Origin of the sequence: Streptomyces sp. CA-243310 (assembly GCF_050936775.1) — a bacterium.
In the GTDB taxonomy this organism is placed as follows: domain Bacteria; phylum Actinomycetota; class Actinomycetes; order Streptomycetales; family Streptomycetaceae; genus Streptomyces.
Genome location: NZ_JBNJMF010000001.1, coordinates 2891216 through 2902803, shown reverse-complemented (window position 1 = coordinate 2902803; position 11588 = coordinate 2891216). Strand labels below are relative to the sequence as shown.

The following is an 11588-nucleotide window of genomic DNA, read 5'->3' as shown; positions in this document are numbered from 1 at the left end:
TACAAGCGCGTTGACCCCTCCGAGAACATTCGGTTAGCCTCACCTAAGTTGAACGTGCTTGGTCGCAGTGTGCGACCGGTCGCCGAGGGGAGCCGTGTTGTCGGTCGAGACCCGGGCGAAGGTCGGACGTGATGCCGAGGAGCTGCCGCCCCCTCGGGGACGCGGAGCCGCGATGGCCGCCGTGCGGAGCGTGGGGTTGCTGGTCGCGCTCGCCGCGCTCGTGGTGGTCTCCCTGCTGAGCGTGTGGTCGGGCACCCGCGACATCCCCTTCACCTCGACGTGGGGCGTGCTGTGGAACCCCGACGACTCGCAGACCTCCGTGATCATCCACAGCTACCGGATCCCCCGGACCGTGCTCGGGCTGCTGGTGGGCGTCGCCCTCGGGCTGTCCGGTGCCCTGATGCAGGCCCTCACCCGCAACCCGCTGGCCGACCCCGGCCTCCTCGGGGTGAGCCTGGGGGCCTCGACGGGGGTGGTGGTGGCCATCGCCTTCCTGGGCATCGGTTCGGCCCTCGGCTACGTCTGGTTCGCCTTCGTGGGAGCCGCCGTCGCCTCGGTCGTGGTCTTCCTGCTCGGCTCGGCCGGGCGGAGCCTGGCCACCCCGGACCGGCTGGTGGTGGCCGGTGCCTCCGTCACCGCCGTGTTGTACGCCTTCAACTCCGCGATCCTGCTGCTGAACCCGCGCGCCTTCAACCAGTTCCGCCACTGGACGGTGGGTGCGCTCGCCGGCCGCCGGATGGACGTGGTCTGGGTGATCCTGCCCTTCGTCGTCGCCGGACTGGTCCTCGCCCTGCTGCTGGCCCCCTCCCTCAACGCCCTCGCCATGGGCGACCAACTCGGCCGCGCCCTGGGGGTGAACGTCGGCCGCACCCGGATCCTCGGGGTGATCGCGGTGATGCTGTTGTGCGGGGCCGCGACCGCCGCCGCCGGCCCGATCGGGTTCGTCGGCCTGGTGGTCCCGCACGTGGCCCGCTTCCTGGTCGGCCCCGACCAGCGTTGGGTGATGGCCTATTCGGTGCTGCTGGCACCGATCCTGCTCGTCGGGTCCGACGTCCTGGGCCGGGTGGTCGGCGCGCCCGGCGAGATCCAGGTGGGCATTGTCACCGCGTTCGTCGGGGCGCCGCTCTTCCTCGTCCTCTGCCGCCGCCGAAAGCTGGTCATGCTGTGAGCCCCGCCCGGGGAACGGGGGCGCCCGCCGCGGCCGACCGCCCGAAGCCCCGTCCCACCGCCCCTTCGCGGGTGATCACCGGCCGGGTGGTGCGCGGGCGTCGAGGGGGCGTCTCGCTGCGCTTCCACGGCCGTACGCTCCTCGTCGGCGTCACGCTGGCCGTCGTGCTCGTCGCCGTCATGCTGGTCACCCTGGCGACCGGCGACTTCACCCTGTCCGTGCCCGAGGTCCTCCGGGCCCTCACGGGCCAGGGCTCCGGAGCGGCCGACTTCATCGTCAACACGCTGCGCATGCCCCGTCTGGTGACCGCCCTGTGCGTGGGCGCCGCCCTGTCGGTGAGCGGCGCCATCCTGCAGAGCCTGACCCGCAACGCCCTGGGCAGCCCCGACATCATCGGCTTCACCAACGGTTCGGCGACCGGGGCGCTGGTCGTGATCGTCACCCTGCACGGCAGCATGACCCAGATCGTGTTCGGCGCCCTGATCGGCGGGCTGGCCACGGCCCTCGCCGTGTACCTGCTGGTGTTCAGCGGGGGCGTGCAGGGGTTCCGTCTCGTCGTCGTCGGCATCGGGGTCAGCGCACTGCTGCTCGCCGTCAACGCGTACCTGATCACCCGCGCCAGTTGGCAGGAGGCGCTGGAGGCGCAGGCCTGGCTCGTCGGCACCCTCGGCAACCGGACCTGGGACCACGCGGCGGCCGTCGGGATCGCGGTGGCCGTCCTGCTGCCGCTCGCGTTCCTCCTCGGCGGCCGGCTGACCATGGTGGAGATGGGCGACGACACCGCGATGGCGCTCGGGGTGAACGTGGCGCGCACCCGGACGGCCCTGCTGATCGTCAGTGTCTCGCTGGCCGCCTTCGCCACGGCGGTCACGGGCCCGATCGTGTTCATCGCGCTGGCCGCGCCCCAGTTGGCCCGCAAGTTGATCCGCTCCTCGGGTTCCGGCCTGGTCCCGGCCGCCCTGATGGGCGCCGTCCTGCTGGCCGTGAGCGACCTCGCGGTCCAGCGCCTGTTCACCCACGCCCTCCTTCCGGTGGGCACCGCCACGGGAGTCATCGGCGGTCTCTACCTCATCTGGCTGCTGGTCACCGAGTCGCGAAAGAGCCGCGCATGACACGTACGAGCGCTCCGGACACCGTCCCGTCGGCCCGGCTGCGGGCCGAGGGCCTGACCCTCCGCTACGAGCAACGGACCGTGGCCACCGACCTCGGGGTGGTCGTCCCCGACCACTCCTTCACCGTGATCATCGGCCCCAACGCCTGCGGGAAGTCCACCCTGCTGAAGGCGCTCGCCCGGATGCTCAAGCCCGCGGCGGGCGAGGTCTACCTGGACGGGGCCGCCATCGCCTCGTACCGTTCGCGCGAGGTGGCCCGCCGACTCGGTCTGCTCCCGCAGTCCTCGACCGCCCCGGGCGGGATCACCGTCGGCGACCTGGTGGCCCGGGGGCGCTACCCGCACCAGCGGATGCTCAGGCAGTGGACCCCGGAGGACGAGGACGCGGTGGTCGAGGCGATGCGCCAGACCGGGGTGCTGGAGCTCTCCGACCGGCCGGTGGACGACCTCTCGGGCGGGCAGCGCCAACGCGTCTGGCTGTCCATGGTGCTCGCCCAGCAGACGTCGATCCTGCTGCTCGACGAGCCGACCACCTACCTCGACATCGCCCACCAGGTGGAGGTGCTGAACCTCTGCGCCGACCTGCACGAGCACAAGGGCCACACCATCGTCGCCGTGCTCCACGACCTCAACCAGGCCTGCCGGTACGCCAGTCACCTGGTGGTCATGAGGCCCGGCGGCACGATCGCCGCCGAGGGCGACCCTTCGACGGTGATGACGGCCGAACTGGTGCAGGACGTCTTCGGCCTGCCCTGCCGGATCATCGAGGACCCGGAGACCGGCACCCCGCTGATGGTCCCCACCGCCCGTACCCGCCACCCCCTGACGCCGGAACCGGTGGCTCCCACTTCCTGAGGACCGATGCCCATGCTCAGTACGCGGCTGACCAACGCGCACGTCGTCACCATGGACCCGGCGCATCCCGTCGCCCACGACATCGGGATCTGGCGCGGCCGGATCGTCGGCCTCGACGAGGCGGTGACGGGGCTGCCCGCCCGCGAGGTGGTGGACCTCCAGGGCGCCACCGTGCTGCCGGGGTTCATCGACAGCCACGTCCACCTGGCCTGGACGGGTCTGAAGGCCGCCACGCCGAGCGTGGCGCCGTGCGAGCGGGTCGAGGACGTGTTGGCGGTGGTGGCGCGGGCCGTCGCGGACAAGCCGGTCGGGGCCTGGGTGGACATCGTCGGATACGACCAGCGGGCCCTGGGGCGGCACCTGACGGCCGTCGAACTGGACAAGGTGAGTGCCGGCCGCAAGGTGTTCATGCTGCACGACTCCGGGCACGGCTGCGTGGTCGACAGCGCGGTCCTGGACCTGCTGCCCGCCTCGGCCGCGGCCGGCGGGGGCTTCCTCGCCGAGAGCGCCATGACCGCCGCCAGGCGATTGCGCCTTCCCTACTCCCAGGAGGAGTTGGCCGACGCCGTCGAACGCGCCGGCCGGCAGTGCCTGCGCGAGGGCATCACCGCGTGCGCGGAGGCCGGGATCGGTGGCGGGCTCCTCGGCCACAGCCCGGTCGAGGCCGGCGCCTACCAGTTGCTGCGCGACCGCGGTCGGCTCCCGCTGCGGGTCCAGTTGATGGCGGCCGGGGACACCCTGCATCCCGTCGCGGCCCATGCGGACGACGGCTTCCCGCGCGCGCTCGACCTGGGGCTGCGGACGGGGTTCGGGGACGACTGGCTGTCCGTCGGCGCGCTCAAGATCTACACCGACGGCGGCATGATGGCCCGTACGGCCGCGCTGACCGGCCCGTACGTCGGGACGGACGGCATCGGTGAACTCCAGGACTCCCCCGAGGCGATCACCGATTCGATCGTGGACGGCCACCTCGCCGGCTGGCAGCTCGCGGTGCACGCCATCGGCGACCGAGCCGCCGACCTCGCCCTGGACGCGCTGGAGCGGGCCCAGGCCCTGCGGCCCCGGCCGGACGCCCGGCACCGGATCGAACACGCCGGGCTGATCCGCCCGGACCAGTTGCCGCGGTTCGCCGCGCTGGGTCTCAGCGCGGTGGTCCAGCCGAACTTCCTGCGGTACTTCGGGGACGACTACGCGGCCGTCATGGGTCCCGAGCGGGCTCCGTGGATGTACCGGGGTCGCGGGTTCCTCGACCACGGGGTGAACCTGGTGGGCAGCTCCGACCGGCCCGTGACGGACGGTTCCCCCCTGCGGGGCGTCCAGTTCATGGTCGAGCGGACCTCGCTGTCGGGGCGCGCGATCGGCCCGGACGAGGCGATCGGGGTCCGGGAGGCCCTGTACGCGTACACGGTCGGCGGCGCCCACGCCTGCCGCCGGGAGGACCGCGCGGGCAGTCTGGCGCCGGGAAAGTGGGCCGATCTGGTGGTGCTCGCCGACGATCCCACGCGGGTCGAGACCTCGCGCATCGGCGACATCGAGGTGCTCGACACGTACGTGGACGGCGCGCCCACGGCGGGCCGGGTGTGACCGCGCCCGCCCGCTCGACACCCGAAGGTCCCGGACCGGAGCCAGTCGACTTAGGGTAGCCTAAGTTCGATCGCTGTCGGGTGGGAAGGTCGCAGACGAATGACGGTCAGCACGTACCGGGACGCGTGGGGCATCCCCCATCTGCAAGCGTCCGACCACCTCCGACTCGCCTACGGGCAAGGGGAGAACGCCGCACGGGACCGGGCCTGGCAGATCGAGGTCGAGCGGCATCGCTCGCAGGGCACCACGGCCTCGTTCCTCGGCCCGGAGGCCGTGGCCTGGGACCGGTTCGCCCGTCAGGCGCGGCTGGACGACACCGCGCGGCGCTGCTTCGCCGGTCTCGACGAGGAGACGGCCGCGTGGGTGGGCGCGTACGTCGACGGGGTCAACGCGGTCCTGGCCGACGGCGCGGCCGCGGCTCCCGAGTTCGCCGCGGTCGGTCTCGCACCCGGACGCTGGCAGCCGTGGACCCCGCTCGGGATCTGGCTGGCCCACCACATCCTGTTCGCGGGGTTCCCCACCAAGCTGTGGCGCGAGGAGGTGATCCGCCGGCTGGGCGAGGAGGCCGCCGAACTGTTCGCGACCGACGATCCGGGCACGGCGGGCTCCAACGGCTGGATGGTGTCGGGCGACCGGACCGCCACCGGCGCCCCGATCATCGCGGGAGACCCCCACCGCTTCATCCAGGATCCGGGCTTCTACCAGCAGGTCCACCTGTCGTGCCCCGAGTACGACGTCGTCGGCTTCGCCGTCGCCGGCGTGCCCGGCATCGCGCACTTCGGTCACACCGGCTCGGTGGCCTGGGCCATCACGAACGCGATGTCCGACTACCACGACCTCTACCGGGAACGGCTGCGCCCGGTGTCACCGACGGGGGACGACGGCGGGTTCGAGGCGCTCGGGCCGGACGGTTGGCGGCCGGCCCGTCATCACCGGGAGGTCGTCGAGGTCGCGGACGGCGCTCCCGTCGAGATCGACGTGATCGAGACGGACCGCGGCCCGATCGTCATCGGCGGGCGGGTTCCGGGCGGTCCGCGGGAGCCCGAGCCGACCGAAGGACCCGGCCGGGTCAGCCTGCGGTACCCGCCCAGGGTCACCGGGGACCTGGGCTTCGCGACCATCCCGGCCCTCATGCGGGCGCGTACCGTCGAGGACGTGGACCGGGCGCTCGACGGCTGGATCGAACCGGTCAACGTGGTCCACGCCGCCGACACGGCCGGGGGGCTGCTGCACCGGGTCGCGGGCTACGTGCCCGATCGCCATCGTGACAACGGGCTGCGGATCGTGCCGGCCTGGCACGCGGGGCACGACTGGCGGGGGCCGCTCGCGACGCCGCGGGAGGACGCCGGGGCGGAGGGCCTCGCCGTGATGGCCAACGCCCGCGGGATCGCGACCCCGCTCGGGGTGGAGTTCGCCCCGCCGTACCGGGCGCGGCGGATCGAGGCGCTGTTGCGGGAGTCCCGGGAGTGGACGGCACCGGCCATGTCCACCGTCCACATGGACACCCTGCTGGAGGCGGCCCGACCGCTGTTGGCGGCCGTCGGGCGCCTGAACGGTCTGGGCTCCGGGGCCGAACGGCTGCGTGAGCGGCTGCTGGCGTGGGACCTGCGCATGGACGCGGACAGTCGGACCGCCGGCGACTACGCGCGGCTGCGTTCGGCCGTCACCCGCCGGATCGCGTCCTCCCCGCAACTGAGGCCGCTGGCCGCGACCCTGCCGTATCCGTCGGTGTTCCGGCCGTGGCTGACGCTCACCGCGAAGGTCGCCTTCGCCCTGGAGAACCTGCTCACGACGGACCTGCTGCCCGGACTGCCGCTGACCGGCATTCTGCGGGCGTCCCTGGAGGAGGTCGCGCGGGAGGAGTCCCTCGCCTGGGGCGCGTCGCACCGACTGGCCCCGCTCCGCGCACTGCCGTCGGGCGGCCTGTCCGGGGACACGTCCGGGGACACCTTCGGGGAGGGAGGGGCAGGGCCCGGGCTGAGCGGCGACCACGACTGCGTCCTGGCGACCTCCAGCACCCCGGGTGTCACCGATCTCAGCTCGCGCGGTCCGTCCGCCCGTTACGTGTGGGACCTGTCCGACCGGGACCGCAGCCTCTGGGTGGTACCGCTGGGCGCCACGGGCTTTGCGGCCGGCGGACACCACCGCGACCAGCTGCCCCGATGGCTGCGCGGCGAACTCGTGCCCGTGCTGACGGACTTCGCCAGCCTCGTCCACGAGCGCACCAGTGCGCCGCGGACCCTGCCGGCGGCGGAAGCGGTCCGCTCCCGCTGAGGCGGGGGCCGGTATCGGACGGGGCGGGGCCGCCACCGGGCGGCTCCTCAGCGCCAGTTGTCCTCGATCCAGCTCTGACAGGCGGTGCGCGAGGCCTCGCCGTGGACGACCTGCCAGCCGGCGGGAACCTCGATGCCGTCCGGCCAGAGCGAGTGTTCGCCGCCGGTGTTGCGCAGCACGCGGAAGAGGCGGTCCGGATCGTCGAACGGGTTGGTCATGACGACCTCCCTTTCAGTCACATTAATGGAAGAATATACCGATACATGTATGTTCAAACATGTACTCGTGGTATCGGAAATCAGTCGATGAGGCGGCGGGTCATCCCGCGCAATGCCAGGAACCAACTGAGGGCCGTGAATCCGATCAGGACGAGCGCGTGGACGAGGTCGCCCATTCCCAGAGTCCCGAACGCCGAGTGACGCACCAATTCCATACAGTGGTAGATCGGATTCACGGTTGCGATGCCTCCGATCCACCCGGGCAGGCCGTCCAACGGGAAGAACACCCCCGCCGCCATGACCATCGGCGTGAGGACGCCCGACACCACCAACCGCAGCCAGTCGATCGCCGGCACCAGGCAGGAGACCCACATGCCGCACAGGGCGAAGCCGAACCCGGAGAAGAGCGCGATGAACGGCACCAGCAGCAGTCCGGGAGTCGCGGGCAGGCCCGCGGCGAGCGTGATGAGCAGCGGGGCGGAGCTGTAGATCGACGACTTGACCGCGATCCAGGAGGCCTCGGCCGTGATCAGTTCCCAGACGTCGACCGGCCGGCTGAGCATGTCGTCGTAGAGCTTCTGGTAGCACCGGCGGTTGAAGGTCTCGAACATCCCGGCGAACGCCGAGGCGAAGAGGACCGACGTGACCACCATGCCGGTGCCGATGAACTGGATGTAGGGGCGCCCCTCCGCCGTGCTGATCAACCGGCTGAACCCCAGCCCGAATCCAGCCATGTACACCAGCGGCTCCACCAGGGAACCGAAGGTCACGGCGGGCCAGTAGCGGCGGAAGAGCAGGAGTTCCCGCAGCCAGACGGCCCGCAGGGTGGGCCAGAGCACCGGGGTCGCCCTCCGCGAGTCCTCCGGGGCGCGTACCCGCGTCTGCGCGGGGCGTGCGGGAGCTGCCCTCGTCATGGGAAGGGTCCTTTCTGGAACGGCGGAGCCGTCGCGGGCGGGGCGAGTCAGCTGAAGAGTGCCCCGGTCAGGACGACGAAGACGTCCTCCAACGTGGTGGGGCGCAGGACGTCCGGTGCGCCCAGGAGTTCGTGGACCGAGGCCGTCATGGTCTCGGCGCGCAGCACGGAGACGGAGAGTCCGGTCCGTCGGCTGGGCAGGCCCGCCTCGGTCGCGACCCGCTCCACGCGGGCGCGGCGCGCCGCGTCGCCCCGGTACTCGGCGGCCTGCGCCCCGGCATGCGCGCGCAGCAGTTCCGCAGGGGTGTCCTGGGCGACGAGCCTGCCGCCGAAGACCACGGCCACGCTGTCGGCGAGGCGCTCGGCCTCCTCGATGTAGTGGGTGGACATCACCACGGTGGTGCCGCCCGCCCGCAGTTCCTCGATGACGTCCCAGAGGTCCTGGCGGATCTGCGGATCGAGGCCGACGGTGGGTTCGTCGAGCAGCAGCAGCCGGGGGGACAGCAGGGTCCCCCGGGCCAGGAGCAGTCGTCTGCGCATGCCGCCGGAGAGGGCGTCGACGCGGTGGCCGGCTCGATCGGTGAGGCGTGCGTCGGCCAGTGCCCGGTCCACCCGGGCCCGGCATTCGCGCGCGGGCACGGCGCCCAGCCGGGCGAAGACGTCGAGGTTCTGTCGGACCGACAGCTCGGAGTCGAGGTTGTCGTGCTGCGGCACGACCCCGATCAGGGACCGGACGCGACGGGACTCCTCGGGCAGTCGGTGCCCGAAGACCTCGACGGTACCGCTGTCCGCCCTGCTCTGCCCGGTGAGCATGCGCATGGTGGTGGACTTGCCCGCTCCGTTCGGACCGAGCAGGCCGAGGAACATCCCGGCCGGCACCTCCAGGTCCAATCCGTCGACGGCCCTGGTCGACCCGTAGCTCTTGACCGCGCCGCTCATGCGGACAGCGGGGACGTTCACCCTTGAATCCCCCTCAAAGCCGTTGACATCGCGGGGCAACTGGTCATGGCCGTCCTGCGGCTGCCCATCCAAACACCATGGGGCCGGACCCGGCAAGATCTATCAACGATTGCCCGGTGCTGTTACGTTGCTTCGGTGAACGAACCCGCCTGGTGGTTCGCCAAGTGCCGGGGGACACGAATGAGAACGCGCATGCCTGCGCTGTCGGCGGTCGCGCTGCTCGCCCTGACGGCGGCCTTCTGCGGATTGTCGGTGCAGTCAACTTCCTTGCCTATGGGCAAAGATGAGGCGCCGAGTTCCTTTTCCGCAGGGCGTGCGAAAGAGCACATCGAGCAGATCGCGACCACCCCCCATCCCTCCGGATCTGCGGCGTCGGACCGGGTGCGCGGCTACGTGGAAGGCCAGTTGCGGAAACTTGGCCTGAATCCATCGGTGCAGGAGGCGACGGAGGTGCTTCCCGGCTCCTCCGCCTCACACTTGGCGGGGCGGGTCCACAACATCACGGCGACCGTCCCCGGACGTTCGTCGACCGGAAGGATCCTGCTCGTCGCCCACACCGACTCCACGTCCTCCGGTCCCGGCGCGTCCGACGACGGACTCGGCGTGGGCGCGGTGTTGGAGATCGCCCGCGTCCTCAAGGCCGGGGAGCGCACGCGCAACGACGTCGTCCTGCTCTTCACCGACGCGGAGGAGATCGGGCAGCTCGGGGCCCGGGCGTACGTGCGGAACACGCCGTCCCTCGACCCGCGACGGGACGTCGTGATCAACTTCGATGCCCGCGGCACCACGGGGCCGGCCGTCATGTTCCAGACGGGCGAGCGCAGCGCGGGCGTGGTCGGTGCGTTGGGCGACCGACCGCCGGTCACCACCTCCCTGGCCGACGAGGTCTACCGGCTGCTCCCCAACGAGACCGACTTCACGCACTTTCGCGACGCGGGCCTGACCGGTCTGAACTTCGCCGTGATCGGTGGCAGTTCGCGCTACCACTCCACCGAGGACGACATCGAGCACGTCGACTCCGGCAGCCTCCAGGACCTGGGCGCCACCGCGCTCTCCGCCACCCGGAGCCTCGCGGGCGCGAACCTGGAGCGGATCGCCGGGGCTTCGGACGCGACCTGGTTCAACGTGGGCCCGGTACTGGTGCGTTACCCGGCCGGAGCGGTGCTGCCCCTGGCGGGAGCGGCTCTTCTCGCCGCCGTCGCGGCCGGCTGGTACGCCCGCCGGCGGCGGGCGTTGCGCCTGCGGAGGGTGGCGGTGGCGGCGGCCGCGTTCCCGGTGGTCCTGGTGGCGGCGGGGGCGGTCGGCTGGGCTTCCTGGCAGGCCCTCCTGCTGGTCAAGCCCGCCTACGGCCGGTTCACGCACGGGGATCCGTACCGGACGGAACTCATCGTCGCCGGGCTGGTGTTGCTCGTCGTGGCGGTCGCCTGGGGTTGGACGCGGTGGGGCCGCACCCGTACGACGCAGCCGGAGTCCCTGGCGGCGGTGCTGGCGTGGCTGGTGGCGCTCGCCCTGGCCACCGCCCTGGCGTTGCCCGGCGCGTGCTACCTGTTCACGTGGACCGCGCTCGCGGGCGCGGCGGCGTTGGCCCTGACGGCGCGGCTCGCCGAGGAGTCGCCCTGGCGTCCCGTGGCCCTCGCCCTGCCGGGCCTGCCGGCCGCGGTCCTGATCGTCCCGCTGGTCGTCCTGCTGTTCCCGGCGGTCCAACTCGGCGCGGCGGCGGCTCCCTTGGTTTTCGTGGCGCTGGTCGCGGTGTTGCTGCTGCTGCCGTCGGCCCACCTCGCGGGTCGGCCGCGCGCCGGGCTCGCCGGTGGTCTCGCCCTCGCCCTGTCGGGAGTCACCCTACTGGGCGTCGGCGCGGCGGTCGACGGCACGGACCGCGGCCACCCGCTGCCCGTGAGCCTGATGTACGCCCGGGACCTGGACCGCGCACGCGCGTACTGGGTGTCGGAGAACGCCGACCCGGACTCGTGGGTGGCCCACTACACCGACGGGGAACGCACATCGGAGCTGGAGAACAGCATCCCGGCCCTGCCGGCGCCTCCCGGCGGTCACCTCGTCGGTGACGCCCCGGCGGTGGCGGTCGCGGAACCGGTGGTGAGAACCGTCTCCGACGAACGCGTCGCGGAAGGACGCCGGTTGACCCTGTCCGTGTCCGCCGAGCGGGGCCGCTCCGTCCTGACCGCGCTCTACGTGGACACCTCGTCCACCGAGGTGGTCAAGGCGAACCTGGCCGGCGCCCCCGGCGGTTCGGGCGAGATGCCCGGCGGGGAGAACCGCTCGTACACCGCGACCCCCTGGAAGTGGGGGTTCGTCCACGCCGCGCCGCCGGCGGAGGGGTTCACGCTCACCCTGACCGTGCGGGGCGACGGTCCGGTGCGACTGCTCGCCATGACCGAGGAGGCGGGGCTGCCCGCCTCCGCCCTGGACCGACCGCTCCCCGGGGACCGGGCGTACTTCGCCGACGAGGCGGGCCTGTCCCTGGCGAGCCGCACCTACACCTTCTGA

9 protein-coding genes are annotated in these 11588 nt (G+C 72.3%); 6 read left to right on the top strand and 3 right to left on the bottom strand.

All coding sequences use genetic code 11. The features are described 5' to 3' along the window. The first annotated feature begins 97 nt into the window (after window positions 1–97). The 5 genes from ACQEVM_RS12995 to ACQEVM_RS12975 all read left to right on the top strand — a co-directional run bounded on the left by ACQEVM_RS12995 (window position 98) and on the right by ACQEVM_RS12975 (window position 6992). Window positions 98–1168 (top strand): FecCD family ABC transporter permease, encoded by a 1071-nt coding sequence (locus tag ACQEVM_RS12995; protein ID WP_433078107.1) that lies wholly within the window; start codon window positions 98–100, stop codon window positions 1166–1168. A 71-nt stretch (window positions 1169–1239) separates the two neighbouring features. Further along, window positions 1240–2280, top strand: a complete 1041-nt coding sequence (locus tag ACQEVM_RS12990) for a FecCD family ABC transporter permease (RefSeq protein WP_433078105.1) — start codon at window positions 1240–1242, stop codon at window positions 2278–2280. Beyond that, on the top strand, window positions 2277–3134 hold the full coding sequence (locus ACQEVM_RS12985; protein WP_433078103.1) for an ABC transporter ATP-binding protein: 858 nt from the start codon (window positions 2277–2279) through the stop codon (window positions 3132–3134). Before ACQEVM_RS12990 ends, ACQEVM_RS12985 begins: the two co-directional genes overlap by 4 nt. Window positions 3135–3146: 12 nt before the next feature. Beyond that, the gene (locus ACQEVM_RS12980) at window positions 3147–4718 is read left to right on the top strand and encodes an amidohydrolase (RefSeq protein ID WP_433078101.1); all 1572 of its coding nucleotides are present in this window, start codon (window positions 3147–3149) and stop codon (window positions 4716–4718) included. 99 nt (window positions 4719–4817) lie between these two features. Further along, window positions 4818–6992 carry a penicillin acylase family protein gene (locus ACQEVM_RS12975; RefSeq protein WP_433078099.1) on the top strand — a complete coding sequence of 725 codons (2175 nt, stop codon included), beginning with the start codon at window positions 4818–4820 and terminating at the stop codon, window positions 6990–6992. A gap of 47 nt (window positions 6993–7039) precedes the next feature. Here the strand turns inward: ACQEVM_RS12975 and ACQEVM_RS12970 are convergent, their stop codons facing one another. The 3 genes from ACQEVM_RS12970 to ACQEVM_RS12960 form a co-directional block, all read right to left on the bottom strand. After that, complete coding sequence (locus tag ACQEVM_RS12970) at window positions 7040–7210, bottom strand: MbtH family protein (RefSeq protein WP_433078097.1); 171 nt, start codon at window positions 7208–7210, stop codon at window positions 7040–7042. 80 nt (window positions 7211–7290) lie between these two features. Next, entirely contained in the window at window positions 7291–8124 is an 834-nt protein-coding gene (locus ACQEVM_RS12965) for an ABC transporter permease (RefSeq protein ID WP_433078095.1), read from the bottom strand. A gap of 47 nt (window positions 8125–8171) precedes the next feature. Continuing rightward, on the bottom strand, window positions 8172–9083 hold the full coding sequence (locus ACQEVM_RS12960; protein WP_433078094.1) for an ABC transporter ATP-binding protein: 912 nt from the start codon (window positions 9081–9083) through the stop codon (window positions 8172–8174). Between the two features lie 432 nt (window positions 9084–9515). Here ACQEVM_RS12960 and ACQEVM_RS12955 point away from each other — a divergent pair, with 432 nt between their 5' ends. Beyond that, the gene (locus ACQEVM_RS12955; RefSeq protein WP_433078092.1) at window positions 9516–11588 is read left to right on the top strand and encodes a M20/M25/M40 family metallo-hydrolase; all 2073 of its coding nucleotides are present in this window, start codon (window positions 9516–9518) and stop codon (window positions 11586–11588) included.

Coding starts and splice junctions, on each gene's coding strand:
- ACQEVM_RS12985 (WP_433078103.1), top strand. CDS start 2,277: ATGACACGTACGAGCGCTCCGGACACCGTCCCGTCGGCCCGGCTGCGG.
- ACQEVM_RS12980 (WP_433078101.1), top strand. CDS start 3,147: ATGCTCAGTACGCGGCTGACCAACGCGCACGTCGTCACCATGGACCCG.
- ACQEVM_RS12975 (WP_433078099.1), top strand. CDS start 4,818: ATGACGGTCAGCACGTACCGGGACGCGTGGGGCATCCCCCATCTGCAA.
- ACQEVM_RS12970 (WP_433078097.1), bottom strand. CDS start 7,210: ATGACCAACCCGTTCGACGATCCGGACCGCCTCTTCCGCGTGCTGCGC.
- ACQEVM_RS12965 (WP_433078095.1), bottom strand. CDS start 8,124: ATGACGAGGGCAGCTCCCGCACGCCCCGCGCAGACGCGGGTACGCGCC.